At 71.7% G+C, this 26,450-nt stretch carries 25 protein-coding genes and 1 riboswitch; of the genes, 10 read left to right on the top strand and 15 right to left on the bottom strand.

What is annotated here, in order from left to right; translation table 11 throughout:
• Nucleotide 1: 1 nt before the first annotated feature.
• Nucleotides 2-1,234, bottom strand: a complete 1,233-nt coding sequence (locus tag MUY14_RS03560) for a CHAP domain-containing protein (RefSeq protein ID WP_247020746.1) — start codon at nt 1,232-1,234, stop codon at nt 2-4.
• A gap of 653 nt (nt 1,235-1,887) precedes the next feature.
• Between MUY14_RS03560 and MUY14_RS03555 the strand changes: the two genes are divergently transcribed.
• Together MUY14_RS03555 and MUY14_RS03550 are read left to right on the top strand one after the other, a co-directional pair.
• Nucleotides 1,888-2,334, top strand: coding sequence for a pyridoxamine 5'-phosphate oxidase family protein (locus tag MUY14_RS03555; protein WP_247020743.1), 447 nt, complete (start codon nt 1,888-1,890; stop codon nt 2,332-2,334).
• Between the two features lie 25 nt (nt 2,335-2,359).
• Complete coding sequence (locus tag MUY14_RS03550) at nt 2,360-2,941, top strand: hypothetical protein (protein ID WP_247020740.1); 582 nt, start codon at nt 2,360-2,362, stop codon at nt 2,939-2,941.
• Between the two features lie 12 nt (nt 2,942-2,953).
• Here the strand turns inward: MUY14_RS03550 and MUY14_RS03545 are convergent, their stop codons facing one another.
• Together MUY14_RS03545 and lepA are read right to left on the bottom strand one after the other, a co-directional pair.
• A complete protein-coding gene (locus MUY14_RS03545; RefSeq protein WP_247020738.1) occupies nt 2,954-3,523 on the bottom strand; it encodes a Uma2 family endonuclease in 570 nt (189 codons plus the stop codon).
• A 130-nt stretch (nt 3,524-3,653) separates the two neighbouring features.
• Nucleotides 3,654-5,495, bottom strand: coding sequence for a translation elongation factor 4 (gene lepA, locus MUY14_RS03540; RefSeq protein ID WP_247020736.1), 1,842 nt, complete (start codon nt 5,493-5,495; stop codon nt 3,654-3,656).
• Nucleotides 5,496-5,610: 115 nt separating this feature from the next.
• Between lepA and MUY14_RS03535 the strand changes: the two genes are divergently transcribed.
• Nucleotides 5,611-6,231, top strand: coding sequence for a class I SAM-dependent methyltransferase (locus tag MUY14_RS03535; RefSeq protein WP_247020734.1), 621 nt, complete (start codon nt 5,611-5,613; stop codon nt 6,229-6,231).
• On the opposite strand, the gene MUY14_RS03530 is transcribed toward MUY14_RS03535, so the two are convergent.
• Entirely contained in the window at nt 6,228-6,602 is a 375-nt protein-coding gene (locus tag MUY14_RS03530) for a VOC family protein (protein ID WP_247020732.1), read from the bottom strand. The two genes, MUY14_RS03535 and MUY14_RS03530, sit on opposite strands and share 4 nt — an antisense overlap.
• Nucleotides 6,603-6,625: 23 nt before the next feature.
• Nucleotides 6,626-7,489 (bottom strand): DMT family transporter, encoded by an 864-nt coding sequence (locus MUY14_RS03525; protein WP_247020729.1) that lies wholly within the window; start codon nt 7,487-7,489, stop codon nt 6,626-6,628.
• A gap of 344 nt (nt 7,490-7,833) precedes the next feature.
• On the opposite strand from MUY14_RS03525, the gene rpsT reads away from it, so the two are divergent.
• Entirely contained in the window at nt 7,834-8,094 is a 261-nt protein-coding gene (gene rpsT / locus MUY14_RS03520; RefSeq protein ID WP_247020727.1) for a 30S ribosomal protein S20, read from the top strand.
• 57 nt (nt 8,095-8,151) lie between these two features.
• On the opposite strand, the gene holA is transcribed toward rpsT, so the two are convergent.
• The gene (gene holA, locus MUY14_RS03515) at nt 8,152-9,132 is read right to left on the bottom strand and encodes a DNA polymerase III subunit delta (RefSeq protein ID WP_247020725.1); all 981 of its coding nucleotides are present in this window, start codon (nt 9,130-9,132) and stop codon (nt 8,152-8,154) included.
• Nucleotides 9,133-9,280: 148 nt separating this feature from the next.
• A riboswitch (SAM riboswitch) is annotated at nt 9,281-9,414 on the top strand.
• 12 nt (nt 9,415-9,426) lie between these two features.
• On the opposite strand from holA, the gene thrC reads away from it, so the two are divergent.
• Complete coding sequence (thrC, locus tag MUY14_RS03510; RefSeq protein WP_247020723.1) at nt 9,427-10,692, top strand: threonine synthase; 1,266 nt, start codon at nt 9,427-9,429, stop codon at nt 10,690-10,692.
• Between the two features lie 42 nt (nt 10,693-10,734).
• Here thrC and MUY14_RS03505 read toward each other — a convergent pair whose 3' ends face one another.
• The 7 genes from MUY14_RS03505 to nadD all read right to left on the bottom strand — a co-directional run bounded on the left by MUY14_RS03505 (nt 10,735) and on the right by nadD (nt 17,200).
• Nucleotides 10,735-13,113: a DNA internalization-related competence protein ComEC/Rec2 gene (locus MUY14_RS03505; protein WP_247020721.1), complete on the bottom strand. Its 2,379-nt coding sequence runs from the start codon at nt 13,111-13,113 to the stop codon at nt 10,735-10,737.
• Nucleotides 13,110-13,823 (bottom strand): ComEA family DNA-binding protein, encoded by a 714-nt coding sequence (locus MUY14_RS03500; protein WP_247020719.1) that lies wholly within the window; start codon nt 13,821-13,823, stop codon nt 13,110-13,112. Before MUY14_RS03500 ends, MUY14_RS03505 begins: the two co-directional genes overlap by 4 nt.
• Before the next feature lie 147 nt (nt 13,824-13,970).
• Nucleotides 13,971-14,828 (bottom strand): DegV family protein, encoded by an 858-nt coding sequence (locus MUY14_RS03495; RefSeq protein ID WP_247020717.1) that lies wholly within the window; start codon nt 14,826-14,828, stop codon nt 13,971-13,973.
• A 4-nt stretch (nt 14,829-14,832) separates the two neighbouring features.
• Complete coding sequence (gene octT / locus MUY14_RS03490; RefSeq protein ID WP_247020715.1) at nt 14,833-15,561, bottom strand: diglucosylglycerate octanoyltransferase; 729 nt, start codon at nt 15,559-15,561, stop codon at nt 14,833-14,835.
• A 3-nt stretch (nt 15,562-15,564) separates the two neighbouring features.
• Nucleotides 15,565-16,179 carry a histidine phosphatase family protein gene (locus tag MUY14_RS03485; RefSeq protein ID WP_247020713.1) on the bottom strand — a complete coding sequence of 205 codons (615 nt, stop codon included), beginning with the start codon at nt 16,177-16,179 and terminating at the stop codon, nt 15,565-15,567.
• On the bottom strand, nt 16,176-16,571 hold the full coding sequence (rsfS, locus tag MUY14_RS03480; protein ID WP_247020711.1) for a ribosome silencing factor: 396 nt from the start codon (nt 16,569-16,571) through the stop codon (nt 16,176-16,178). The genes MUY14_RS03485 and rsfS overlap by 4 nt, the downstream gene beginning before the upstream one ends.
• 59 nt (nt 16,572-16,630) lie before the next feature.
• Nucleotides 16,631-17,200: a nicotinate-nucleotide adenylyltransferase gene (gene nadD, locus MUY14_RS03475; protein ID WP_247025043.1), complete on the bottom strand. Its 570-nt coding sequence runs from the start codon at nt 17,198-17,200 to the stop codon at nt 16,631-16,633.
• Between the two features lie 197 nt (nt 17,201-17,397).
• On the opposite strand from nadD, the gene MUY14_RS03470 reads away from it, so the two are divergent.
• The 5 genes from MUY14_RS03470 (at nt 17,398) to MUY14_RS03450 (ending at nt 23,364) form a co-directional block, all read left to right on the top strand.
• The gene (locus tag MUY14_RS03470) at nt 17,398-19,509 is read left to right on the top strand and encodes a RecQ family ATP-dependent DNA helicase (protein WP_247020709.1); all 2,112 of its coding nucleotides are present in this window, start codon (nt 17,398-17,400) and stop codon (nt 19,507-19,509) included.
• Nucleotides 19,510-19,606: 97 nt separating this feature from the next.
• Complete coding sequence (locus MUY14_RS03465; RefSeq protein WP_247020707.1) at nt 19,607-20,890, top strand: MFS transporter; 1,284 nt, start codon at nt 19,607-19,609, stop codon at nt 20,888-20,890.
• A gap of 70 nt (nt 20,891-20,960) precedes the next feature.
• The gene (argS, locus tag MUY14_RS03460) at nt 20,961-22,682 is read left to right on the top strand and encodes an arginine--tRNA ligase (RefSeq protein ID WP_247020705.1); all 1,722 of its coding nucleotides are present in this window, start codon (nt 20,961-20,963) and stop codon (nt 22,680-22,682) included.
• An 11-nt stretch (nt 22,683-22,693) separates the two neighbouring features.
• Nucleotides 22,694-23,083, top strand: coding sequence for a PPOX class F420-dependent oxidoreductase (locus MUY14_RS03455; RefSeq protein ID WP_247020703.1), 390 nt, complete (start codon nt 22,694-22,696; stop codon nt 23,081-23,083).
• On the top strand, nt 23,080-23,364 hold the full coding sequence (locus MUY14_RS03450) for a putative quinol monooxygenase (RefSeq protein WP_247020701.1): 285 nt from the start codon (nt 23,080-23,082) through the stop codon (nt 23,362-23,364). Before MUY14_RS03455 ends, MUY14_RS03450 begins: the two co-directional genes overlap by 4 nt.
• 423 nt (nt 23,365-23,787) lie before the next feature.
• Here the strand turns inward: MUY14_RS03450 and proB are convergent, their stop codons facing one another.
• On the bottom strand, nt 23,788-24,897 hold the full coding sequence (gene proB, locus MUY14_RS03445; RefSeq protein ID WP_247020699.1) for a glutamate 5-kinase: 1,110 nt from the start codon (nt 24,895-24,897) through the stop codon (nt 23,788-23,790).
• Nucleotides 24,894-26,348, bottom strand: a complete 1,455-nt coding sequence (gene obgE / locus MUY14_RS03440; RefSeq protein ID WP_247020697.1) for a GTPase ObgE — start codon at nt 26,346-26,348, stop codon at nt 24,894-24,896. Before obgE ends, proB begins: the two co-directional genes overlap by 4 nt.
• Nucleotides 26,349-26,450 lie beyond the last annotated feature (102 nt).

Here is a 26,450-nt window from a genome sequence, read left to right as displayed (position 1 = left end):
GCTAGATGAGCCCTCCCGTTCCCGTGGTCCAGAGAGCACCCGCGGCCCCGTACACGACGCCGTTGCCGTCGCTCTGCAAGGTGAACGCGAAAGTGCCGGCCCCGGTGCGGTTGGACGACCAGAGCGCACCTTGGCCGCCGGTGCCGTACAGCACGAGGTTCGCGTCGGCCTGCATCAGCAGTGAATGCGCGGATCTCCCGGCCGTCCCGGAGGCCCACAACACGCGGTAGCCCGGCGAGTAGAGCACCAGGTTCCCGTCGCTCTGCAGCGCGAGGCGGTAGCGGCCGTCGGAGGAACGCAGGAACTGCCCGGGGTACAGCCTCTCGTCGGCCGCGAGCCGGTCCGTGGACGCCGTCACCAGCCCCGCGGATCCGCTCGCGGTTCCCGTGCTCCAGCTCGCACCGTTCCCGGCGTAGAGGACGGTGTTGCCGTCGTCTTGGAGCCGCAGGGTCGAGCTGCCCCGGCCGGCGGTGTTGCTCGCCCACAGCGCACCCTGGCTGCCGGTGCCGTACAGCACCAGGTTTCCGTCGCCCTGCATGAGCAGCGAGTGCACCGACCGGCCCGCCGTGGCGCTGGACCAGAGGGCGCGGTAACCCGGTCCGTACAACACCAGGTTGCCGTCCCCCTGCAGGATCAGGACGTGGCGGCCGTCGGTCGAGGTGAGGTACTGGTTCGGGTACAGCCGCTGATCGGGCGCGAGGGAGTCGCGACCCTGGTACTCGCTGGTGCCGACGCTGCCACCACCCGCCGACGCGGTGATGTCCTTGGCGTGGATGTAGTGGAAGGCGGAGGCCGAGACCGTCCGCTCGCCGTAGGCGCCCTGGAAGTTCTGGTTGTACTCCTCGACGGTGATGGTCCCGTCACCGTTCACCGCTTCCACCCAGGCGACGTGACCGGCCGACTCGGCGATCGCACCGGCCGCCGGGGAGTTGTTCACCGCGTAGCCCCGCTGCGCGAACCACGTACCCCAGGCACCGGCGTTCCCGATGGCCCGTGGCATTTCGTAGCCGTTCCGCGAGTGCAGGCGCCACGCCACGAAGCTCGTGCATTCCCGGTTGTAGTAGCCCCAGGAATCCAGCAGCGAATCCTGTCCGGCGGCGCGCCACTGAGCGGGGTAGTCGTCCGTCCCCGCGGCCGCGATGGCCGGAAAGCCCAGTGCCGTGGTGACGGCGACGAGCACCACCACGAGCCGACGCCGGAGTGCGCTGCCCCGGCCGGTTTCCTTGTCTCTCATCAGACTCCTTGCGGTCGATTCGACCGGGCTGATATCGCCTCAGCACCGGCCGGATGACACAGCCGAGGGCGAAATCAGTCGTTCGGCCGAACCTTCGTTTCCGTCGCCCCGCCCGTGGGTCCGATGGTGCTGAGCCGAATGGCGGAAGTCCCGCGGTTTCCGTGCGTCCGCGGGATCGCCACGCGACTCCGGTCGCACAAGTCCCGGTTTCGCACCGGGTACGTCGGGACTCGAGCCATTGAAAGCGCCCCGGCGGCAACCTCACCGGGCTGCCGGCGATCCACCATGAACCGGACGGGAGGCCGTCCGCCTACGCGATCAACTCCAACGGTGTCCTGGTCAGCTCCTGGCAGACGGCGCCGGGGAGCGCCTGGCGCCCCTGGACCGTCATCGCGGGCGGTACCCCCTTGTCGGGCAGACCCGCGGTGGACGTCGCGTCGACCGGCAGACTGGTTTTGTTCGCAAGAGGCACTGACGGGCAGCTCTACAACACCTGGCAGCCGTCCCCCTGGGTCGACCTGGGTCCCGCTGCAACTCGTCACGAACGGCGTGCTCGCCCCCTGAGCCGCGCCTATCCCTGCGCGGACCGTCAGCGGCGCGCTGCGGGCGGTGAAAGCGGAACACCCGGCCTGCTCCGCGGGTTAGGTTGGGGCATGAGCGCTGATCTGGAGCAGGTTCGGACGCTGTCGCTGCAGGAGCACGGCCTTGCCACCGTGGCCACCACGCGGGCCGATGGGACTGTGCACTCCTCCGTTGTCAACGCCGGGGTCTTCGATGATCCGGTGACCGGGACGCCCGGGATCGCTTATGTCGCTGTCGGGAAGGCGCACAAGCTCGCGCTGCTGCGGCGGGCCGGGCATGCCACCGTCACCTTTCGGCGGGGGTGGAACTGGCTCTCCGTCACCGGGGCCACCCACCTCGTCGGGCCGGATGATCCCGATCCCGCGTTCGATCCCGCCGGGCTGCCTCGGCTGCTGCGCGACGTCTTCATCGCCGCGACCGGGACGCATGACGACTGGGACGAGTACGACCGCGTGATGGCCGAAGAGCGGCGGGTCGCGGTGTTCATCCGGGCGGACCGGATAATCGGCAATCCCTGATCCTTCCGCCTCCGGGAGTCGTTCGTTGTCCGAGTCACCGCCTCGCGTCACCACGCCGGTCAAGGTTCTGCTCGGCGTGCTCTTCGTCGCCGACGCCGGGTTCGGCGTGGTGCTCGCCCTCGGGCTGGTGCGCGGCCAGTCGCCGTGGCTGATCGGCGGTGCCTACGCGGCGACCGTGCTCCTCGCCGTGCTGGTCTACCGCGCGTCCCGCGCCCGCGAGCTCAAACGCGGCTTCGCGGGCCTGCAGGACCTCACCGTCGGCGACGAAGGCCTCCGCCTGCCCGCGGGCACCCTCAGCACCCGCGTGATCCCGTGGACGCAGATCGCCGACATCACGCCGCGCCGCTCAGCCCGCTTCGGCGACGGCTTCGTCCGCGACGCCCTGTGGGTCGACCTGGTCACCGGCGGTGGTGTCGAGAGCTCGGTGCAGCGCTACGCGCCCCGCGGCCGGCTCGCTCCGGCGCCACCGGGCCGGCGGCAGTTCGAGCAGACGGCGATCCTCGACCCGGCCCTGTTCGACGCCGTCGTCGAGCGCCTCCGCAAGGAACTGCGGCACCGGCAGCTGCACGCTCAGCTGCGCGGCTCACCCCGCATCCGCCACCACTGACCGGCCCGGCCGCTAGCCGCGGCGGCCCAGCAGCTCCCGCGGCACGATCCGCACCCGGAAGGGCAGCTCGACCTCCAGGACCTCGTCGCCCGCCGCCTTGTCCACCTGCTGGTAGTGCCCCTCCTCGTCCAGCTCGAACACCGTCAACGCGGGGTCGGCCGGGTCGATCACCCAGTAGCTGCCCGTGCCGAGCCGCTCGTAGACCGCCTTCTTGAGGTTCAAGTCGTAGATCGCCGTGCTCGGCGACAGCACTTCGACGGCGAGCACGGGCGGCGCCGGGAGGTCCTTCTCGGTGAAGTCCTCCGCGCGGCCGACCAGGACGTCCGGCTGCAGTTCGATCCGGTCGCCGTGGTGCACCGCGAACGGCGCGCCGAGCACGTCGAACTCGGCCGGGCACACCGCTTCCAGCACGCCGTAGAGGCGGTAGGCGATCTTCTGGTGCCGCAGCCCGGGCGCCGGGGTCACGAGCAGCGCCCCGTCGATGAGCTCGTATCTTCGGCCGTCATCCGGCATCCCCTCCAGGTCGCGCACCGTCATGGGGCCCGACCCGGTCGGATACTGGAAGTCCATCATGAGAGTCATCGTGCCCTCCTTTCGCTCTTCGCACCAGAGCACCAGAGAGCACCGACAGAAACCGCATCGAACACGGGTTCGGCGCCGTTATTCACGCGTAAGAGTGAACAACGGCGCCGGTGTCACTTCGAGGCGACACTCACTTCTTGTTCTTGCCCGAGTCCTCAGTGGACAGTGCGGCGACGAAGGCTTCCTGCGGGACCTCGACGCGGCCGACGGTCTTCATCCGCTTCTTGCCCTCCTTCTGCTTTTCCAGCAGCTTCCGCTTCCGCGAGATGTCACCGCCGTAGCACTTGGCGAGAACGTCTTTGCGGATCGCGCGGATCGTTTCGCGCGCGATGATCCGCGCGCCGATGGCGGCCTGGATGGGCACTTCGAAGTTCTGCCGCGGAATCAGCTCGCGGAGCCGGTTCACCATGCGGTTGCCGTAGTTGTAGGCGTCGTCCTTGTGCACGATCGCGGAGAAAGCGTCGACACCCTCGCCCTGCAGCAGGATGTCCACCTTGACGAGGTCCGCCGACTGCGTGCCGGCCTCTTCGTAGTCCAGCGACGCGTAGCCGCGCGTCCGCGACTTCAGCGTGTCGAAGAAGTCGAAGATGATTTCGCCCAGCGGCAGGTTGTAGCGCAGCTCGACCCGGTCCTCGGACAGGTAGTCCATGCCGAGCAGCTGACCGCGCTTGTTCTGGCACAGCTCCATGATCGTGCCGATGAACTCCGACGGCGCCAGGATGCTGACCTTGCTGACCGGCTCCAGCACCTTGTCGATCTTGTTGCCGGTCGGCCAGTCCGAGGGGTTGGTGACGTGGATTTCCTTGCCGTCGTCCAGTACGACGTCGTAGACCACGTTGGGCGCCGTCGAGATCAGGTCGAGGCCGAACTCGCGCTCGAGGCGGTCGCGCGTGATCTCCAGGTGCAGCAGGCCGAGGAACCCGCAGCGGAAGCCGAAGCCCAGCGCCACCGACGTCTCCGGCTCGTAGTCGAGCGCGGCGTCGTTGAGCTGGAGCTTGTCCAGCGCCTCGCGCAGCTCCGGGTAGTCCGAGCCGTCCACCGGGTAAAGCCCGGAGTAGACCATCGGCTTCGGCTCGCGGTAGCCCGCCAGCGCGTCCTTGGCGCCGTGGCGCTCGGACGTCACGGTGTCGCCGACCTTCGACTGCCGGACGTCCTTCACACCGGTGATCAGGTAGCCGACCTCGCCGACGCCGAGTCCCTTGCTGGCCTTGGGCTCCGGCGAGATGATGCCGACTTCCAGGAGCTCGTGGGTGGCGCCGGTGGACATCATCTTGATGCGCTCGCGCGGGGTGATCTTGCCGTCGACCACCCGGATGTAGGTGACGACGCCGCGGTAGGTGTCGTAGACCGAGTCGAAGATCATCGCCCGCGCCGGCGCGTCCGCGTCGCCCTGCGGCGCCGGGACCGACTTCACGACCTCGTCGAGCAGCGCGCCGACGCCCATGCCGGTCTTGGCCGACACCCGCAGGACGTCGTCGGGCTCGCAGCCGATGATGTGGGCCAGCTCACCCGCGTACTTGTCGGGGTCGGCCGAGGGCAGGTCGATCTTGTTGAGCACCGGGATGATCTGGAGGTTGTTCTCCAGCGCGAGGTAGAGGTTGGCCAGCGTCTGGGCCTCGATCCCCTGCGCGGCGTCGACCAGCAGGACGGCGCCTTCGCACGCCTCCAGGGCCCGGGAGACCTCGTAGGTGAAGTCGACGTGGCCGGGCGTGTCGATCATGTGCAGGACGTGGTCCTGCCCGTCGACCTGCCAGGGCAGCCGGACGTTCTGCGCCTTGATCGTGATCCCGCGCTCGCGTTCGATGTCCATCCGGTCGAGGTACTGAGCGCGCATGGCCCGCTCTTCCACGACGCCGGTGAGCTGCAGCATGCGGTCGGCCAGGGTGGACTTGCCGTGGTCGATGTGCGCGATGATGCAGAAGTTCCGGATGAGCTCCGGCGGCGTGAAGGTGGTGTCGGCGAACGTCGTCACTCGAATGAGTCCTCGGAAAGTCGGGGATGGCCACCTCTATGGTCCCATGGCCCTCCGGGTGCGGGTGGGGGTCATCCCCGATGCGGGGTTTCGCGATCCGTGGTGCCCTCGAAGTATGAGCACTCCGCACCAGCCGGCACCCCCTCCCCAGCCGGAGACCAGCGGGTTTTCCCGCGTTCTCGACCGTGCGTTCGGTCACCCTTCCGGACCGCTCGGCCGCCTCGGCGGCTGGGTGATGGCGCGGGGCAACGCCGCGACCGAACACCGCGTCGTCGACCTCGCGAAGATCGAACCGGACGAAACCGCCTTGGTCATCGGCCCCGGCCCCGGCGTCGGCCTGGACGCCGCCGCGCGCCTGGCCGGCCGCACCATCGGCGTCGACCCCTCCCCCGAGATGCTCGCGCTGTGCCACGACCGCTGCGGCGACCGCGCCGAGCTGCGAGAGGGTTCGGCCGCGCGCACCGGCGAGCCCGGCGAGTCGGTGGACGTGGTCCTGACCGTGAACAACGTCATGCTCTGGGACGACCGCGCGGCGGGCTTCGCCGAGCTGTTCCGGGTCCTGCGCCCCGGCGGACGGCTGCTGCTGTCCGCGCACGAGAAGTGGCTGCCCGTGAGCAGGCACGTGCTGGCCGACGAGGCCGCGGCGGCGGGCTTCGCCGACCTGCAGACGTGGACCTGGGAGCCGCCCGGTTTCGCCGCGCTCGCCGCCCAGCTGCGCGCCGTCAAGCCTGCTTAGCGGGTGTCCGTCCGGATCGGGTGGCCTTCGGGGACCTCGACCAGGACGATCCGCGTGCCGTCCGGGTCGGCGATCCAGGCCTCGTCCAGGCCCCAGGGCTCGCGCTGGGCGTCCCGGACCGGTTCCAGGCCCTTGGCCTCGAGGTCGGCGAGGGCGCCGGCCAGGTCGCGGACCTGCAGCCAGAGCACCAGATCGGGCGACGAGCCCGTCTCGCCCTCGCCGGAGACCTCCAGGGAGCCGTGCCCGAGGAAGAACACGGTGCCGCCGGGGAATTCGCGCTCGACGGCCAGGCCCAGGGTGTCGCGGTAGAACGCGGTGGTCGCGGCGGCGTCGCGCGGGCGGATGATCAGCCTGCTCTTCAGGACTTCCATCGCACCATCCCTACCGGACGGGCTCAGGCGGCCGCAATCGCGGCGATGCCGGACAGCACGAGCACCGAGCCGGCGAGCCGCCGCACGGCGTCGCGTTCGCCCAGCACCAGCCACGCGGCGAGGCCGCCGAGCACGATGCTCAGCTCGCGGGCGGGTGCGACCAGGCTGACCGGCGCCATCGTGAGGGCGAACAGGACGAGGATGTAGGCGACCGGCGAGAGCAGCCCGACCACGAGCACCTCGCGGCGCTGCTCGCGCCAGATCCGCGTCACTTCGGCGCGGCCGGCCAGCGCACCGGGCACGAGCAGCACGCTCTGCAGGATCGAGCCGAGGCCGAAGTAGACGACCGGCGGCACGCCGAGACCGGTCACCGAGTGCGCGTCCCAGAGCGTGTACCCGGCGATGACGGCCCCGGTCAGCAGCCCGTAGCCGATCCCGGCCCGGCGGGCCCGCGGGTCACCGCCGCCACGGCCGGTGCTGATCACCAGTACCCCGGCGATGACCAGGAACGCACCGACGAGACCGAGCCACCCGGGGCGTTCACCCAGCACCAGGACGGCGGCCAGCACCGACAGCAGCGGTCCGGTGCCCCGGGCGACCGGGTACACGACGGACAGGTCACCGACGCGGTAGCCGCGTTGCAGCACGATCCCGTAGGCGATGTGCAGCACCGAGGTGACGAACCCGGCGAGCAGCCAGCTCCACTGTGGACGGTCCGCTTCGACGACGAGCTGCACCACCGTGATCGGCAGCAGCACGACCGCGCCGACGGTGTAGTAGAGCCAGACGAACTGCGTGCCCCCGGAGGAGATCCGCTTGGCGGCGAGGTTCCACGCGGCGTGCACCACGGCGGCGACGAGGACGAGGGACAGGGCGGTGGCGTTCACGGGACCCCTCACGGGTTTTCGCGGGCGCGAAAACCGGGTCCTCCAGGCTTTTGCCCCGTCAGATGAACGACCGGCCGTCCGGACCCGCCGATGGTGCCGCTCGGACCAGACCCGCCCGGCCCTGGTTGTGTGGTGCGACGTGCGGACCGGCGACGGAACCCTAGGCACTGACCGCCGTCCACCGTACCCCCGGTGATCAGGTGCCGCCGGAAGCCGCCGCGAGCTGGGCTGTTAAAGTGGACGCTCGTTGCCGTGCGGCATTCCGTCATGGAGGAAACCCGCTTTTCAGCGGGGCCGAACGAGCGCGGCGGCGGATCTCACCGAGTGAAAGCAGGAGTTGCCTCATGGCCAACATCAAGTCGCAGATCAAGCGCATCACCACGAACGAGAAGGCGCGTCAGCGCAACCAGGCGATCCGGTCCTCGGTGAAGACCGCGATCCGCAAGGTCCGCGAAGCGGCCGACGCCGGCGACAAGGCCAAGGCCACGGAGCTGCAGCGCGACGCCGCCCAGAAGCTGGACAAGGCCGTCTCGAAGGGCGTCATCCACGCCAACCAGGCCGCCAACAAGAAGTCGGCGCTGGCCAAGCGCGTCAACGCGCTCTGAGCTGGTTGATTTCTGGGAAGGCCCCGGCTGGAGCCGGGGCCTTTTCCGTGTCCGGGGTCAGCGGTCGCCCTTGGCCGCCGCGACCTCGAGGACAGCGCGCTCCAGCGCGTAGCCCGGGTCCGCCGCCACGCCCTTGACCTCGGCGTTCAGCCGTGCGACCACCCGCATGGCCGTGGCCAGGCCGTCCTGGTTCCACCCGCGGGACTGGCCCTGCGCCTTGCGGATCTTCCACGGCGGCATGCCCAGCTCACCCGCCAGCTGGTTCGGGTTGCCGCGCCCGGCCCCCGAGACGCGCGCGATCGTGCGGACCGCGTCGGCCAGCGCGTCCGCCACCAGGACGTGCGGGACCCCCAGCTGCATCGCCCAGCGCAACGACTCCAGCGCCGCCGAGCGGTCGCCGCTGACGGCCTTCTCCGCGACCGCGAACCCGGTCACGTCGGCGCGGCCGCGGTGGTACCGGTGGACCGCGTCGGTGTCGATCGTCCCGCCCGTGTCGGCCACCAGCTGGTTGGCCGCCGAGGACAGTTCGCGCAGGTCGGAGCCCACGGCGTCGATCAGCGCGGCGACCCCGGCCGGGTCGATCTTGCCGCCCGCCCGGCGCACCTCGTGCCGCACGAACTGCTCGCGCTCGGCCGGCTTCGTCAGCTTCGGGCACTCCGTGATCTCGGCCCCGGCCTTCTTCAGCGACGCCGGGAGCGTCTTGCCCGCCTTGCTGCGGCCGCCACCGGTGTGGACGACGACGAGCACGACCCCCTCCGCGGGGTCCTTCAGGTAGGACGCGACGGCGTCGGCCAGCTCCTGCGAGATGTCCTGCGCCGATTCGAGGACGATCACGCGGCCCTCGCTGAACAGCGACGGGCTCACCAGTTCGGCCAGCTCGGGGGCTGTGAGATCGGACACCCGGACCCGGGTCAGCTCGGCCGTGGCGTCCATCGCGCGGGCGGCGGCCAGCGTCTCGCGGACGGCCCGCTCGATCAGCAGTTCTTCGTCACCCAGCACCAGGTGCAGCGGGGCCGGGGCGGTGGCTTGCGCGGTCACCCCCGAATCCTCTCACCCGCGCCGCGGTGCGCCCGCTCCGGTGATGTCGAGCGGACACCATGGCACGGCTCGAGCACCATGTCGTACGGTGTAGGCGAGGCAGCCCGCCCCGGGGAAACCCGGCGTGCGCGTACCGACAACTGAATACCGCTCATCCAGAGGGGCAGAGGGAACGGCCCGACGAAGCCCCGGCAACCGGCGTACAGCCCGTCATCCCGCGATCGCGGGGTAGCTGACGACCACGGTGCCAATTCCGGCCCGCTTCGGCGGGGCAGATGAGGAAGGAACCTCGCGATGACCGCAACCCTCGGCACGACCTCCACCACCAAGACCCCGGACCTCGGTCCCGCCGTCGAACTGGTGTCGAAGGAAGAGGGCCACCGGCAGCCGCTCGCCCCCGAATTCGTCTCCGCCGAAGACTTCTCGCCGCTCGAGGTCGCCTACGACTTCGGCCGCGTCCGCCGCGAAGACATCGAGGCCGGCCCCGAGAACATCTGGCGCTACAAGAAACTCCTTCCGGTTCCGTCCAACGTCGAAGAGATCCCCAACACCGAGCCGGGCGCGACCCGCCTGGTCCGCGCCGACCGCCTCGCCAAGGAACTCGGCCTCAAGCGCCTGTGGGTCAAGGACGACACCGGCAACCCGACGCACTCGTTCAAGGACCGCGTCGTCGCCGTCGCGCTGGCCGCGGCCCGCGAGTTCGGCTTCGAGGTGCTCGCGTGTCCGTCGACCGGCAACCTGGCCAACGCGACGGCCGCCGCCGCGGCCCGCGCCGGCTGGCGGTCGGTCGTGCTGATCCCGAAGTCCCTCGAGCGTGCCAAGATCCTCACCACCGCCGTGTACGACGGCGACCTCGTCGCGGTCGACGGCAACTACGACGACGTCAACCGCCTCGCCACCGAGCTGGCCGGCGAGCACCCGAAGTGGGCGTTCGTGAACGTGAACGTCCGGCCGTACTACTCGGAAGGCTCGAAGACGCTGGCCTTCGAGGTCGCCGAGCAGCTCGGCTGGCGCATCCCCTCGCAGATCGTCGTGCCGATCGCCTCCGGTTCGCAGTTGACCAAGGTGGACAAGGGTTTCCGTGAGCTGGGCCAGCTCGGCCTCGTGGACGCCAGCCCGTACAAGGTGTTCGGCGCCCAGGCCACCGGCTGCTCGCCGGTGTCGGCCGCGTTCCGCGCCGGCCACGACGTCGTCCAGCCGGTGAAGCCGGACACCATCGCCCGCTCGCTGGCGATCGGCAACCCGGCCGACGGCCCCTACGTGCTCGACGTCGTCAACCGCACCGGTGGCGCGATCGAGGACGTCACCGACGAAGAGGTCGTCGAAGGCATCCGCCTGCTGGCCCGCACCGAAGGCATCTTCACCGAGACGGCCGGCGGCGTCACCGTCGCCACGGCGAAGAAGCTGATCGAGACGGGCAAGCTGGACCCGGACGCGGAGACCGTCCTGCTGATCACCGGCGACGGCCTCAAGACCCTCGACGCGATCGAGAACCACGTGGGCCCCAAGGCGATCGTGCCCCCGTCGGCCGCCGCCGTGAACGAGGCACTCGGCTACTGACGCCCGCCGGCCCGGGGTGCGCCGCGAGGCGTGCCCCGGGTTTCAGCGGCGCGGCGGGCCACGAGGCTCGCCCCGGCGCGCGACCGCCGGCCCCGCCGTGTCCGTCACGACCGCCGTGTCGCCGTCGACGTCGGTCCGCGTGACGAGCGCGCCGAGCGCCGTCAAGGTGTCCATTGTGGACTTGTTCGGGTGGCCGTAGGTGTTGCCGGCGCCCACGCTGACCAAGGCCACCCGCGGCGCCACCGCCGCGAGGAAAGACGGCAGCGAGTAGCGCGAACCGTGGTGGGGGACTTTCAGCACCTCCGCTTTCAGATCACCAATGTCGGCGAGCAGGTCGGCCTGCGCGGCCAGCTCGACGTCGCCGGTCAGCAGCACCCGGCCCGCCGCCGTTTCCGCCCGCAGCACGACCGAGCTGTTGTTGATGGTCGTTCCGTCCTGCCCCGCCGCGCGCGCCGGGACGTACCGCGGCCCCAGGACGTCGAGCGACAACCCCGGCCAGGCCAGCCGCTCCCCAGGGTTCAGCTCCACCAGCGGCACCGCCTGCCGGGCCGCTTCCGCGGCCACCTGCCGCCACGCCCACTCCGGCGCCCGCCCCGCCCCGACGGCGATCCCGCCGACCGCCCGGCCGTCGAAGACCGACGCCAGCCCGCCGATGTGGTCGGCGTGCAGGTGGCTCAGCACCAGCAGCGGGATCCGGTCGACGGCCAGCCGGTGCAGGCATTCGTCGACCGGCCCCGGTTCGGGCCCGGTGTCCACGACGACGGCCCGCCCGGGCTCGGCGGTCGCCAGCACCACCGCGTCGCCCTGGCCGACGTCGCACTCGACCACCGCCCAGTTCCGCGGCGGCCACGCCGGCGCCAGCACCCGGACCGGCACGAGCACCAGCAACGCGCCGGCGGCCAGCACCGCCATGAGCAACCGCACCCGCCGTCGCCGGGCGGCCAGCACCAGTACCGCGAGGACGGCGGCGGCGAGGAGCCCGCCCCACCAGCCTCCCGGCCAGGCGATGACCGCGCCCGGCGCACGCGCGCCGTGCCGGGCCACCGTGATCAGCCACCGGGCTTCGGGATCGGCGAGGTGCATTAGGAACTCCCCGGCACCTGGCCACCACGGGCCGGTGACCGTCGCCAGCACGCCGAGCACCGTCGCCGGGGCCACCACCGGCGCGGCGAGGACGTTGGTCAGCACCGAGACCAGGCTCACCGAGCCCGCCATGCCCGCGAGCACCGGCGACGTCACCAGGAACGCGGCCAGCGGGATCGCCAGTCCTTCGGCGACGCCCGGCGGAACCCCGCGGCGGACCAGCCCGCCGGCCCAGCGCGGCGCGAGCAGCACCAGCCCGGCGGTGGCGCAGACCGACAGCGCGAACCCGAAGTCCGTGGCCATCGCCGGATCCACCACCACGAGCAGGCACACCGCGAACGCCAGCGCGGGCAACGCCGAACCCCGCCGGCCCAGCGCCAGCGCCAGCAACGCCACCGCCGCCATGACTCCGGCCCGCAGCACGCTCGGCTCCGGCCCGACCAGGACGAGGAACCCCGCCAGGCAGGCTCCCGCCGCCACCGCCGACAGCCGCGGCCCGAGCCGCAGCAACCGAAGCAGCAGCAGGACCGCACCACAGGCGACGGCGAGGTTTCCGCCGCTGACCGCGGTGAGGTGGGCGAGGCCGGCGGTGACGAACTCCTGCTCGACGCGCGGCGACAACGCGCTCGTGTCGCCCAGGACCAGCCCCGGCAGCAGGCCGGCGGGTTCGTCCGGCAGCGCCTGGCACAGGTCGTGGAGGCCGGCGCGCAGACTGGCCGCCACCCGCTGCCACCACGGCGCCGGGCCGGGCTCCCCCGGCGGGCCGCGTACCGAAAGCACCGCCACGGTCAGGTCCGAGCCGCGCGGCGGCATCAGCAAGCCGGGCACGGTCACTTCCTGGCCCGGGAGCAGCGAAGCCCACTGGGCGACCGGAGCCAGCAGCAGGACGCGTCCGGACGACGACACCGGCCGCCCGTCGACCGACGCCGTGCGCACGTCGGCCGCCAGCACCACCGACCGGGCACCGGCCTGGCGATCGGCGTAACCCGCGCCGCGCACGGGTTTCGGGCGTTCGGCGACGACGACCCGCAGCACCGCGGGCAGTCCTTGGGCCGCTTCGGCGCGCAGGGCGTCCTGCTGCGCGTCGCGGATCCGCCAGGCGACCGGCCCGGCGGCGACGAGCCCCAGCACCAGCAGCGCCGCCGCCGCACTGAGCGCGCGAGGACGGTCGCGCGCCCGCCAGAGCACGAGCCCGGCGAGCACCGCCGAGGCGAGCCCGGCGGCCACGGCCGTCCACCAGCCGAGGAGCAGACCGCCGAGCGCGGCCAGCCAGCACGCCAGCGCCGCCGGCACCAGCCGCATGTCCTGCCGGGTGTCGGTCGCGGGGAAGGTACTCATCCGACCGTCACCTTCTCCCGGAGCTTCTCGAATTTGCTTTCGCCGAGCCCGTCGACATCGCGCAGTTGCTCGATCTTGGTGAAGCCGCCGTGGTCGGTCCGCCACTGGACGATCCGCTTCGCCATCACCTCGCCGATGCCCGGCAGCGTGTCCAGCTGGTCCGCGGTCGACGCGTTGAGGTCGACCTTCCCGCCCTCCGCCGGCGCACCGGGGACGGCGGCGGGCGCCGGGACGCCGACCGCGAGCTGCTCGCCGTCGGTCACCTTGCGGGCGAGGTTCAGCCCGGAGACGTCCGCGCCGGGATCGGCCCCGCCCACCGCGCGCAGCACGTCCGCGACGCGGGCGCCGGCAGGCACGGTGACCAGCCCCGGCGACCGGACGCGGCCGATCACGCTGACGACCAGGCCGGTCGGGGGCGCGGCCCGCGCCTCCGCCGCCGGTTTCGCACCGGGCAGCGCGGGCAGGGGCTCGGGTGCCGGACGGCCGCCGAAGAGCGCGACCGCGCCGAGGACGATCACCACGACCGCGGCGAAGACGCCGGCGAGCGCCCACCGGCGGCGGCCGGGACCGGCCGATCCACCCGGCAGCCAGCGCCGGACCAGCCGGCCACCCGGCCCGACCGTGCTCGCATCGGGCGAGAGCTGGTCGGCCAGCCAGGAGAGCCGGTCGTTGACGGGGAGGCCCGGATCCCGGGCGGGCTGCTCGAACACACGATCGACGTTAGGGCGCGCGGGGAGGGGGCCGACAGGGGTGGTGGTGCTTCCTGTGGACAACCGGGGTGTTGTGGACGGATTCCCCCGGCCCGGCCCGGGAACGGCCGTTTCCGTCGTACCCGGGTGGCATGCTGGCGGGTTCGGCTAGCTCCGGGACGAGACCGTGCGCTGGACGACCACGCCCAGCACCCCCGGCCCGGTGTGCGCCCCGATCACCGCGCCCAGCTCGGAGACCACGCAGCCCGCCGAGCGCGGGACGGCTTCCTCGAGCCGGTTCGCCAATTCGACCGCCCGTTCCGGCGACGCGAGGTGGTGGACGGCGAGCTCGACGTCGTCGCCGGCCGCGGCTTCGGCGGCGAGTTCGACCAGCCGCGCGATCGCCCGGTTCATGGTGCGGACCTTTTCCAGCGGCAGGATCCGGCCGTCGGCCATGTGCAGCACCGGTTTCACCGCGAGCGCGGTGCCGAGCAGCGCCGCCGCCGGCCCGATCCGGCCGCCGCGGCGCAGGTGGTCGAGGGTTTCCACGACGAACAACGTCGACGAGCACGCGGCCGCCGTCATTGCGGCGGCCTCGACGGCGGCGGGCTCGGCGCCCGTGGCCGCGGCGCCGGCGGCGTGCAGCGCGGCGAACCCGAGCCCCATCGCCGTGGTCCGCGAATCGACCACGCGGACCCGGTCGGGCCCCACTTCCTGGGCCGCCAGCACCGCCGCTTCCCACGTGCCCGAGAGCTCGCGCGACAGGTGGACCGAGACGATCGAGTCCGCGCCCTCGGCGAACGCCGCGCGGTACACCGCGGCGAATTCGGTCGGGGTCGGGCGGGAAGTCGTGACGATCTTGCGCTGCTTCATCGCTTCGGCGACCGCCGCCGGGCCGGTCTCGACGCCGTCGAGCGATACAACGCCGTCGACGAGGACGTGCAGCGGCACCACCCGGACCGCGTGCCGTTCGGCGAAGCCCTCCGGCAGGTGGGCGGTGGAATCCGTGACTACGGCGACCGACACGCCGTCAGCCTACGTGGCCGGGGGCCAGCACCGGCGCCATCAACACGGACATCGCATCGCCCACCGAGGCGTGTCCCTGCCAGCCCCAGTGCATGCCGTCCGGGTTGCCCTCACCGCTCAGGACGTGCTCTCCGACAACGGCTTCGAGGTCGAGCAGCGGGACGTTCGCCCGCGCGCTCCACGCCGCCATCGCGGCCGCCGCGGCGGGACGCGCGGTGTGCACGCCGCCGTAGGCCGCCGCGCGGTGCACCGACGGCAGCATCCCGAAGACCGGCAGCTCGGGCCGCAGGGCGCGCAGCGCACCCACGGCGGTGTCGAGGTACTGGACGGTGAGCCTGGCCGGCAGCACCGTAGGCCGGCCGCGGAACGCGATCGAAAGCCGGGGCTGCGCGGCGAGGTAGGCCTTGCGCACGACCCGCCGGACGGGGTCGGGACGCAGGTAGCGCAGCCCGGTGCGCAGATAAGTGGGGAGCGGCGACGGCAGCGTGTCCATGCTGCCGACCGCGAACACGACGGCGTCGACGTGGTGCAGGTCGGCCCACACGCGCGGGTCGCCGGTCAGCGACCACCAGGCGTCGCGGGCGTTCCAGCCGATCCCGGCGACCAGGTCGGCGGTGCCGCCGAGCGCGGCGGCCGCGATGTTGGGCCACAGCCGCGGTTCGTCCGCGGCGCAGGGACCTTCCGGACCGTGAAAGCTCAGCGAATCGCCGAACACCAGCAGGCGTGGCCCCATCGGCTAGCCGTGCATCCCCGCGTTGAAGGCGTGCAGCCGCCACTTGCCGTCGCGCAGGCCCAGCTCGACCCAGTGGCAGTTCGAGATCCCGCCCAGCGACGGCCAGATCGTGACCGGCAGGTTCAGCAGCCGGGCGGTGAGCGCGATGATCAGCCCGCCGTGCGCGGCCAGCAGCACGGTGTCGCCGACGTCGGAGTTGGCCTGCTGCAGGTCGGCGACCACTTCACCGGCGCGGTCGGCGACGTCGACGCGGTTTTCCCCGCCCGGCGGGGCCCAGGTCGCGTCGGTGCGCCAGCGGTCGCGTTCACCGGGGTAGGCCGCGTCGACCTCCGCGCCGGTGAGCCCCTGCCACTCGCCGAGGTGCGTCTCGCGCAGGCGCTTGTCGATGCGCAGCGGGACGCCGATGGCGTCGGTGAGCACGGTGGCCGTGTCGGTGGCGCGGCGCAGGTCGGACGCGATGACGAGGTCGGGCGAGAACCGGGCCAGCGCGGGCACCGCGAAGCGGGCCTGGTTCCAGCCGCGCGGGGTCAGCGCCGAATCCAGGTGACCCTGCATCCGCCCGGCGGCGTTGTAGTCCGTCTCGCCGTGGCGCCAGAGCACGAGCCGCCGCGGGCTCACGGGACGTCCGGGTCCTCGTCGGCGGGTGGCTCCTCGAGACCGGCCACCTCGATGCGCGGGCAGTCCTTCCACAGCCGCTCGAGGCCGTAGAACGTGCGCTCTTCGACGTGCTGGACGTGCACGACGACGTCGACGTAGTCGAGCAGGACCCAGCGGCCTTCGCGGGCGCCTTCGCGGCGGACCGGCTTGTGGCCGCTCTCCCGCAGCTTCTCTTCGACGTTGTCGACGATCGCGCCGACCAGCCGCTCGTTGGACGCGGAGGCGATGACGAAGGCGTCGGTGATGACGAGCTGCTCGGACACGTCCAGCACGACTACGTCGCTGGCCTTCTTGTCCGCCGCCGCGTGTGCGGCCGCTACGGCCAGCTCTCGTGCCTCGGACGTGGCTGTCACAGTGCTCCTTCACAGATCGGGTTCGCCCGAGAAGGGTACCCGCCGGGACCAGCGGGCCTTCAGTCGCTCTTCCGGTAAAGGTCCTTCTTGGCGATGTAGCGGACGACGCCGTCGGGCACGAGGTACCAGACCGGCTCCCCGCGTTCGACCCGGTCGCGGCAGCCGGTGGACGAGATCGCCATCGCGGTGACCTCGACGAGGCTCACCTTCCCGCTGGGCAGGTGGTGCGAGTTGAGCCGGTAGCCGGGCCGGGTGACGCCGATGAAGTGCGCGAAGTCGAACAGCTCGTCGGCCTTGTGCCAGGTCAGGATCTGCTCGAGCGCGTCCGCGCCGGTGATGAAGAAGAGCTCGTCGTCGGGGTACTCGGCGTGCAGGTCGCGGAGGGTGTCGACGGTGTAGGTCTGGCCGCTGCGGTCGATGTCGACGCGGCTGACCGAGAACACCGGGTTCGACGCGGTCGCGATGACCGTCATCAGGTAGCGGTCCTCGGCCTTGGTCACCCGGCGGCTGGTCTTCTGCCACGGCTGGCCGGTGGGGACGAAGATCACTTCGTCGAGCCCGAACCGGGACTGGACCTCGCTGGCCGCGACGAGGTGGCCGTGGTGCACGGGGTCGAAGGTGCCGCCCATGACCCCGATCCGCCGTGGTGACATGACTCGGGAGCCTATACATCGCGCGCGCGGGACGCCGGGTGCTGTCCGCCACCCCCCTCGACCGGGCAGTGGATGTGATTCAGGTCACATAACCACCCGTATTCGTCACGAACGGTCCGTTCGCGACGCCGCCGATTCCCGGTTCGTCGGTGCCATGGGGTAGACGTGGGGACGTGGACACCACCGGCACCACCTCAGCACTCCGCGACCGCGCCGAGACCCTCCTCCGGGCGTTGGCCGGCGACTCGGCGAAGCTGCGCGAAGACCAATGGACGGCCATCGAGGCCCTCGTCGCGCACCGGCGCCGGGCGCTGGTCGTGCAGCGCACCGGGTGGGGCAAGTCGGCGGTCTACTTCCTGGCCACGGCGTTGCTGCGGGAACAGGGAAGCGGGCCGACGGTCATCGTCTCGCCGCTGCTCGCCCTGATGCGCAACCAGATCTCGGCGGCGGCGCGCGCCGGGATCCACGCGGCGACGATGAACTCCGCGAACGCCCAGGAGTGGGACCAGGTCCAGGCGGCGGTCGCGGCGGGCGAGGTGGACGTCCTGCTGGTCAGCCCCGAACGGCTGAACAACCCGGACTTCCGCGACAACGTGCTGCCGAAGCTGACCGCGAGCACCGGCCTGCTGGTGGTCGACGAGGCACACTGCATTTCGGACTGGGGCCACGACTTCCGGCCGGACTACCGGCGCCTGCGCACCCTGCTGGGCGACCTGCCCGACGGCGTGCCGGTGCTGGCGACGACGGCGACCGCGAACGACCGCGTGGTCACCGACGTCGCAGAGCAGCTGGGCCTCGGCACCGGCGCGGACACGCTGGTGCTGCGCGGCAGCCTCGACCGGGAAAGCCTGCGGTTGTCGGTGTGCCGGCTGCCGACGTCGCAGGCACGGCTGGCGTGGCTCGCCGAGCACCTGGCCGAGCTGCCCGGGTCCGGGATCATCTACACGCTCACCGTCGCGGCGGCGCACGACGTCGCGTCGCTGCTGAAAGACCGCGGTTACCCGGTGGCGGCCTACACCGGCAAGACGGACCCGGCCGACCGGCAGGCGGCCGAGGACGACCTGCTCGGCAACCGCGTCAAGGCGCTCGTCGCGACTTCCGCGCTGGGCATGGGGTTCGACAAGCCGGACCTCGGGTTCGTCGTGCACCTCGGCGCACCGTCGTCGCCGATCGCCTACTACCAGCAGGTCGGCCGCGCCGGGCGTGGCGTGGAGCGCGCCGAAGTCGTGCTGCTGCCCGGCGAGGAGGACAAGGCGATCTGGGCGTACTTCGGGTCGCTCGCCTTCCCCGACGAGCTGCGGGTGACGCAGGTGCTGAACACGCTCGCGTACGCCGACCGTCCACTTTCGACTGCGGCGCTCGAGCCTTCGGTCGAACTCTCCCGGTCGCGGCTGGAAATGGTGCTCAAGGTGCTGGACGTCGACGGCGCGGTGCGGCGCGTCAAGGGCGGCTGGACGAGCACGGGCGAGGACTGGCAGTACGACCGCGAGCGCTACAAGCGGGTCGCGGAGGCGCGTGACCGCGAGCAGAACGCGATGCTCGGCTACCTGGCGACCGACGGCTGCCGGATGGAGTACCTGCGGCGCCAGCTCGACGACCCCGAGGCGGTGCCGTGCGGGCGGTGCGACAACTGCACTGGGAACCACTGGGACACGACGGTGGCGGACGACGTCGCCGAAGCGACCCGGGAACGGTTGCAGCGACCGGGCGTCGAGGTGGCGCCGCGGAAGCAGTGGCCCACCGGGATGTCCTCTTTGGACGTCCCGGTGTCCGGCCGGATCTCGGCCGACGACCAGGCCGAGCCGGGCCAGGTCCTCGGGCGGCTCACCGACGTCGGCTGGGGCAACCGGCTGCGGGAGCTCGTCGGCCCCGGAGCGCAGGACACCGAAGTGCCCGATTCGGTGTTCAAGGCCTGCGTCCAGGTGCTCGCCGGGTGGCAGTGGACGGAACGGCCGGTGGCGGTGGTCGCCGTGCCGTCGGAGACGCGGCCGCAGCTCGTGTACAGCCTCGCGACGCGGCTGGCCGAGATCGGCAAGCTGGACTTCCTCGGCGCGCTCGACGCGGAAGGGCCACCGCCGAGGCAGGCCAACAGCGCGCAGCGGCTGGCCGACCTGTGGCGGCGGATGAGCATGCCGGCCGACCTCGCCGCCACGCTGCCGGCCGGGCCGGTGCTGCTGGTGGACGACGTCATCGACACCGGCTGGACGATGACGCTGGCCGCGCGGCTGCTGCGGCGAGCCGGAGCACCCGCCGTGTTGCCGTTCGCGCTGGCGAGCACGGCCTGAGCGAGAGGAGAACCGAGAAACCGGGCAGTCAGGATCTTTCGCACCGCGAACGAATGTGGCAAAGTCCCGTTCCACCTTCGGGTGACGGGAGGCCGCCATGACCGAGTCCACCGTGCGGGTGCAGCGCCACCGGCTGCCGGTGCGCAAGCTGTTCGCGGCGAGCGCCGGGAACGCACTGGAGTGGTTCGACTGGACGATCTACGCGACGTTCAGTATCTACTTCGCCGGCGCGTTCTTCCCCTCCGGGAACGACACCCTGGCCCTGATCAACACCTTCGCCACCTACGCGCTGGCGTTCTTCTTCCGGCCGCTCGGCGGCGTCCTGCTCGGACGCTTCGCCGACACCCGGGGGCGGAAACCCGCCATGATCCTCACCATCCTGCTCATGGCGGGCGGCTCGGTGGCGATCGGCCTGCTGCCGACGTTCTCGCAGGTGGGCTGGCTCGCGCCGATCCTGCTGCTGCTCGCGCGCATCGCGCAGGGCCTGTCGCTGGGCGGTGAGGCGTCCAACGCGTCGGCGTACCTGGGCGAGATCGCGCCGGCGGAACGCCGTGGCCGGTACTCGGCGTTCTTCTACATCTCGACCGGCTCGGCCGTGCTCGTCGCGACCGTCCTCGGGTTCGTGCTCGCGCGGACCTTGGACAAGGCGCAGCTGACGTCGTGGGGCTGGCGGCTGCCGTTCCTGCTGGGCGGTGTCTTCGGCCTGGTCGGGTTGTGGCTGCGGCGCAGCCTCGCCGAAACCGAGCTGTTCGAGCAGACGAAGGCCAAGGCCCGGAAGATCGAACGGCCGCTGCTGACGACGTTGACGCACCACCCGAAGGCCGTCGTCCGGCTCGTCGGCTTCACGATGCTCTCGACCCTTTGCTACTACACGTTCTTCAGCGCGCTGACGTCGTTCGCGGTGAAGACCCGGCACGCGAGTGCCGACGCCGTCTTCCTCGCCCTTTCGGTCGGCACGGCGTTGTTCATCGCTTTGCAGTACCCGCTCGGCGCGTTGTCGGACCGGTTCGGGCGGAAGCCGCAGCTGCTCGTGTGGTCCGGCGCGACCGCGATCGTCGTCGTCCCGCTGTCCACGCTGATCGGCCCGGGCGTCGGCGGCCTGCTCGTGGTGTTCTGCGTCGGGCTCGGGCTGTACACCGCGATGACGTCGATCGCGCCGGCGATCATGAGTGAACTGTTCCCCACCGAGCTGCGCGCGCTGGGGATCGGCGCCTGGTACAACCTGACCGTCGCGGTCTTCGGGGGTACCGCTCCGCTGCTCATCACCCTGTTCGGCACGGTGTCGCAGACGCTCTACTTCTGGTACGTCGCCGCCGGTGCCGCGATCGCGTTCGCGGTGATCCTCACGCTCCCGGAGACGAAGGGCCGCGAGCTGGACTAAACCCTTCGTCGCCGGCCGGTCACGCTCGCTACGCTGCGGGCCTCCGTGACCGAGCCGAAGGAGGGACACCGTGCAGACCGCCGACGTTACCGAGGAACTGGCGCGCCGAGTGGTGGCCGCCGCCGGCCGGGCGCTGGACGTCGAACTGACACCGGAGCAGGCGCTGATCCAGGCGTCGCCACGCGAAGGCGTCGATTACCAGGCGAACCTCGCGATGAGCCTGGGCAAGCGGCTCGGCCGCGCGCCACGTGAGGTCGCGGGGCTGATCGCCGGGGCGCTGGAGCTCGACGGCATCGCGGACGCGCCCGAAATCGCCGGGCCCGGTTTCCTCAACTTCGCGTTGCGCACGGAATGGCTCGAGACGCGTGTCGGCGCGGTGCTCGGCGATCCCCGGCTGGGTGTGCCGGAAACCGCCGCGCCACGGCGGATCGCGCTCGACTACAGCAGTCCGAACGTGGCGAAGGAGATGCACGTCGGGCACCTGCGGACGTCGGTGATCGGCGACGCCCTCGCGCGCTTGCTGCGGTTCGCCGGCCACGAAGTGCTGCCGCACAACCACCTCGGCGACTGGGGAACGCCGTTCGGGATGCTCATCGAGCACCTGCTCGACGTCTCGGCCGGCCGGAGCGGCATTGCCGACCTCGACGCCTTCTACCGTGAAGCGCGCCGGAAGTTCGACGACGACGCGGCGTTCGCGACCCGGGCGCGCGAGCGGGTCGTGCAGCTGCAAAGCGGTGACGAAGCGACGCTTGCCGTCTGGCGGGAGCTGATCGCGGAGTCGACCCGGCATTTCGACGAGGTCTACGCGCTGCTCGGGATTTCGCTGACGGACAACGACATCTACGGCGAGAGCTTCTACAACCCGTTCCTCGCCGCGGTGGTCGACGACCTCGAACGGGCCGGGCTGACCGAGATCAGCGACGGCGCCGTCTGCGTGTTCCCCGAAGGTTTCCGCAACCGCGAAGGCGACCGGCTGCCGCTGATCGTCCGCAAGCGCGACGGCGGTTACGGGTACGCCGCCACGGACCTGGCCACCGTCCGGTACTGGACGGCCGACCGCGGCGCGACCGATCTGCTCTACGTCGTCGGGGCGCCGCAGGCCCAGCACTTCGCGATGGTGTTCGCCGTCTGCCGCGCGGCGGGCTGGCTGACCGGGCACGCCGAGCACATCGGGTTCGGCACGGTGCTCGGCGCGGACGGCAAGACGATGCGGACCCGGTCCGGCGATACCGTCAAGCTGGCCGACCTGCTCACCGAAGCCGTGACGCAGGCCGCCGCGGTCGTCGCCGAACGCAGCGAGCTCGACGCGGCGGGCCAGGCCGGGGTCGCCCGGGCGGTGGGCATCGGCGCGGTCAAGTACGCCGACCTGTCCGGCGACCGCGAGCGCGACTACGTCTTCGCCTGGGACCGGATGCTCGCCAAGGAGGGCAACACCTCGGTGTACCTGCAGTACGCGCACGCGCGGACGCGGTCGATTCTCCGGAAGGCGGGCGAGCAGCCCGAGAGCATGGAAATCACGCTGGAGGCGCCGGCGGAACGCGCGTTGGCGGTGAAGCTGCTTCGGTTCGGCGAAGCGCTGAAGGCGGCGACGAACGGCTACGCGCCGCACAAGCTGTGCACGTACCTGTACGAGACGGCCGTCATGTTCTCCCGGTTCTTCGAGGAATGTCCGGTCCTGAAAGCGTCTTCACCGTCGCTGCGCGCGTCGCGGGTGAGGTTGACTACGCTGACGTCGCACACGCTCGCGCTCGGGCTCTCCTTGCTCGGCATCGAAGCGCCCGACCGGCTTTAGCGGAGACCACCTTGGAACTGCCCGCCGACCTCCTCGCGTTGCTGCGCGAACCCAGCCTCTGCTTCCTGGCGACGTCGATGCCGGACGGCTCGCCGCAGCTCACCCAGACCTGGGTGGACACCGACGGGACGCACATCCTGGTCAACACGGTGCTGGGGCACCAGAAGCAGCGCAACATCGAGCGCGACCCGCGGGTGGCGCTCAATGTGGCCGACCGCGACCGGCCGTCGCGGTACTACGCGATCCGCGGGCAGGTCGTCGACATGACCGAGGAAGGCGCCGTCGAGCACATCGACGAGCTCTCGCAGCGCTACCTCGGCGGCCCGTACCCGTGGTGGGGCGGCCGGGACCAGACGCGGTTGCTGCTGACCATCAAGGCGGATCGGATCAACCCGACATGATCATCATCGCCGGCTGGCTCGCGGTCGCGCCCGAAGCGCGGGACGCCTACCTGAGGGACTGCGCCGAAGCGGTGCGGCTGGCGCGGGAAGCGCCCGGCTGCCTCGAGTACGCGCTGGGCGCGGACCTGCTCGACTCCGGGCGGATCACCGTGTACGAGCGCTGGGAGTCCGACGCGGACCTTGAGCGCTTCCGCGGGTCCGGGCCATCGGACGAGCAGTCGGCCCAGATCCTCGACGCCTCGGTGGCCCGCTACCGCATTTCGGCGGTCGAGGCGCCTTGATCGGCTAGCGTGGGGCTGGCTCGCCGGCTCGGCAGGCTCGGTCGACGGCCAGGCAACTGGCCCGGCGGCCCGGCGGCCCGACGGCCCGACGGCCCGGCGGCCCGACGACTCGGTGGGCAGGTGGCTCGGTGGGCAGGTGGCTCGACGGCCCGGCGGGCGGCAGCGCGGCGGGGATCCGGTGGGCGGCGCTGGGGCATGACAGCGAGACCTGCCGCATGGGCCAGCTGCGTTGAAGCAGCTCAGCGGCCAGGCGACTTGATCGGGCGGCGGCCCCGCCCCGACGGGCGGGCAGGCCAGGCAAGCTCGGGCGGCAGGGTCGATGGGCGGGCAGGCGAGGCAAGCTCGGTCGGCAGCGCAGGCGGGCGGGGCAGGCGCTGGAGCACCCAGCGGCGAGACCCGCCGACCGCGGCGCGAGCGAGCTGGCTAGCGGCGCAGCGGGACCAGGTCGTCCGCGTGGACTACCTCGCGGCGTTGTTCCTCCGGCAGTTCCGGGGTGGAGCGGCCGATCAGGTCCGGGAGTTCCGTTGCGTCGAACGCCACCACGCCGCGGGCGATGGCTCGGTCCTTTGCGTCCACCAGGTCCACCACGTCGCCGGCCTGGAAGTCGCCTTCCACTCCTGTTATGCCTGCTGCCAGCAGGGAGCGGCGGCGGCGGACCACCGCTGTCACCGCGCCGTCGTCGAGGCGGAGTTTGCCCGTTGTGTCCGCTGCGTAGCCCAGCCAAAAGCGGCGGGCCGACAAGCGGGTGTCCGCCGGGGCGAAGGCCGTGCCGGGGGAAGCCGTTGTCAGGGCTGCGGAAGCTTCCGCGGCTGCCGCCAAGAGGACGGGGATGCCCGCGCCCGCCGCGGTGCGGGCCGCGGCGAGTTTGGAGACCATGCCGCCCGTTCCGAGGCCGGAGCTGGACATGCCGACCGAGATTCCGTCCACATCGGACTCCGACAGGACCTCGGTCAGCTTGCGGGTCGCGCCGTCGCGGGGGTCGCCGTCGTAGAGGCCGTCCACATCGGACAGGAGGAGGAGCGCGTCCGCGCCGATCAGGTGGGCCACCAGTGCGGCCAGGCGGTCGTTGTCGCCGAAGCGGATTTCCTCGGTGGCCACCGTGTCGTTCTCGTTGACCACCGGGACCGCGCCCAGGGCCAGCAGCCGGGAGAACGTGCGCTGCGCGTTGCGGTAGTGGGAGCGGCGGACGACGTCGTCGGACGTCAGCAGCACCTGGCCGACCGTCAGCGAATACCGCCCGAACGATTCGGCGTACGCGTGCGCCAGCGCCAGCTGGCCGACGCTCGCCGCCGCTTGCTGGGTCGCCAGGTCGCGGGGGCGCTTGCCGAGCGAGAGCGGGGCCAGGCCGGCGCCGATCGCGCCCGAGGAGACCAGGACGATCTGGGTGTCGCGGGCGACGCGCTCGGCGATCGCGTCGACCAGCGCGTCCAGGCGGACGACGTCGAGGCCGCTGCCCGCGGTGGTCAGCGCCGACGAACCGACCTTGACCACCAGGCGGCGTGCCGCCGCGATGGCCTGCCGTGTGCCACTCACTCGTCGGCGTCCAGGTCGTCGAACTCGCCCGTGCCCTCGCGCCGGATGCGGCGGGCTTCCTTGCGCTCGGAAGCGCCGATGCGGTCGGTGCGCTCCAGCCGGACGTCGGTGCCGCGCCCGGACAGGTGGACCGCGACGCTCGGCGTCGACGGCTCCCACTCGAACTGGACGTCGCCGATCGTGACCGGGCTGCCGGGCTTCGCGCCGAGCTTCGCCAGCTGGTCCTCGACGCCGAGGCGGTCCAGCCGGTCGGCGAGGTAGCCGACGGCCTCGTCGTTGGCGAAGTCGGTCTGGCGGATCCAGCGCTCCGGCCGGGAGCCGCGCACGATGAACGCACCCTCTTCCTCCGGGTCGACCTCGACGGTGAACCCGGAGTCGTCGACGGCGAGCGGCCGCAGGACGATCTTCTCCGGCTCCAGCACCGGTTGCGCCTCGCGGTACTCCTCGACGACCGCCGCGAGCGCGAAGGTCAGCTCCCGCAGGCCCTTGCGGGACGCCGTCGAGACCTCGAACACCCGCAGCCCGCGGGCTTCCAGCTCCGGCCGGACGAACTCGGCCAGCTCGGCAGCCTCGGGGACGTCGATCTTGTTGAGGACGACGACGCGCGGGCGCTCCTCGAGCTTCCCGCCCAGGCTCGGCGTGTACTTCGCGAGCTCCGCCTCCAGCGCGTCCACATCGGACAGCGGGTCGCGGCCGGGTTCGAGCGTGGCGCAGTCGACGACGTGCACCAGCACCGCGCAGCGCTCGATGTGGCGGAGGAAGTCGAGGCCGAGGCCCTTGCCCTCGGACGCGCCGGGGATCAGGCCGGGCACGTCGGCCATCGTGAAGACCGTGTCGCCGCCGGTGATGACACCGAGGTTCGGCACCAGCGTGGTGAACGGGTAGTCGGCGATCTTCGGCTTGGCCGCGGACAGCACCGAGATCAGCGACGACTTGCCGGCGGACGGGAAGCCGAGCAGACCGACGTCGGCGACCGAGCGCAGCTCCAGCGTGAGGTCACGGCTCTCGCCCGGCTCGCCGAGCAGCGCGAACCCGGGTGCCTTGCGGGCCTTCGACGACAGCGACGCGTTGCCGAGGCCGCCGCGGCCGCCCTGGGCGGCGACGAACGTGGTGCCCGGACCGATCAGGTCGGCGACCAGCTCGCCGTCGTCGGTGAACACGACGGTGCCCGACGGCACCTTCATCACCAGCGACTCCCCCGCCGCGCCCGCGCGGTTGCCGCCCTGGCCCATCTTGCCGCTGCCCGCCTTGGCGTGCGGGCGGAAGTGGAAGTCGAGCAGCGTGTGCACGTTCGGGTCGACGACCAGCAGGACGTCGCCGCCGTTGCCGCCGTTGCCGCCGTCCGGGCCGCCGAGGGGCTTGAACTTCTCGCGGTGCACCGAGGCGCAGCCGTTCCCACCGTCGCCGGCGGTCAGGTGGATCACCGCGCGGTCCACGAACCGGGACGCCATGACTTGCCTCTTTCACTCGCGAGAAGGGGATATACAAAACAAACGAGGGGTGGCACCGGATATTCCGGTCCCACCCCTCGTCAGAGGTCCAACGACGACCGA

The sequence above is a fragment of the Amycolatopsis sp. FBCC-B4732 genome, from assembly GCF_023008405.1.
GTDB classification, from domain to species: domain Bacteria; phylum Actinomycetota; class Actinomycetes; order Mycobacteriales; family Pseudonocardiaceae; genus Amycolatopsis; species Amycolatopsis pretoriensis_A.
Note: the sequence above shows the minus strand (reverse complement) of the source record. Positions and strands in the feature narration are given on the sequence as shown.

Bases quoted from the DNA above. Each gene is read 5' to 3' on its own strand.
- MUY14_RS03560 (WP_247020746.1), bottom strand. From the start codon at position 1,234: ATGAGAGACAAGGAAACCGGCCGGGGCAGCGCACTCCGGCGTCGGCTC.
- MUY14_RS03555 (WP_247020743.1), top strand. From the start codon at position 1,888: ATGAGCGCTGATCTGGAGCAGGTTCGGACGCTGTCGCTGCAGGAGCAC.
- MUY14_RS03545 (WP_247020738.1), bottom strand. From the start codon at position 3,523: ATGACTCTCATGATGGACTTCCAGTATCCGACCGGGTCGGGCCCCATG.
- MUY14_RS03535 (WP_247020734.1), top strand. From the start codon at position 5,611: ATGAGCACTCCGCACCAGCCGGCACCCCCTCCCCAGCCGGAGACCAGC.
- MUY14_RS03530 (WP_247020732.1), bottom strand. From the start codon at position 6,602: ATGGAAGTCCTGAAGAGCAGGCTGATCATCCGCCCGCGCGACGCCGCC.
- rpsT (WP_247020727.1), top strand. From the start codon at position 7,834: ATGGCCAACATCAAGTCGCAGATCAAGCGCATCACCACGAACGAGAAG.
- thrC (WP_247020723.1), top strand. From the start codon at position 9,427: ATGACCGCAACCCTCGGCACGACCTCCACCACCAAGACCCCGGACCTC.
- MUY14_RS03505 (WP_247020721.1), bottom strand. From the start codon at position 13,113: ATGAGTACCTTCCCCGCGACCGACACCCGGCAGGACATGCGGCTGGTG.
- octT (WP_247020715.1), bottom strand. From the start codon at position 15,561: ATGGGGCCACGCCTGCTGGTGTTCGGCGATTCGCTGAGCTTTCACGGT.
- nadD (WP_247025043.1), bottom strand. From the start codon at position 17,200: ATGGGCGGCACCTTCGACCCCGTGCACCACGGCCACCTCGTCGCGGCC.
- MUY14_RS03465 (WP_247020707.1), top strand. From the start codon at position 19,607: ATGACCGAGTCCACCGTGCGGGTGCAGCGCCACCGGCTGCCGGTGCGC.
- MUY14_RS03450 (WP_247020701.1), top strand. From the start codon at position 23,080: ATGATCATCATCGCCGGCTGGCTCGCGGTCGCGCCCGAAGCGCGGGAC.
- obgE (WP_247020697.1), bottom strand. From the start codon at position 26,348: ATGGCGTCCCGGTTCGTGGACCGCGCGGTGATCCACCTGACCGCCGGC.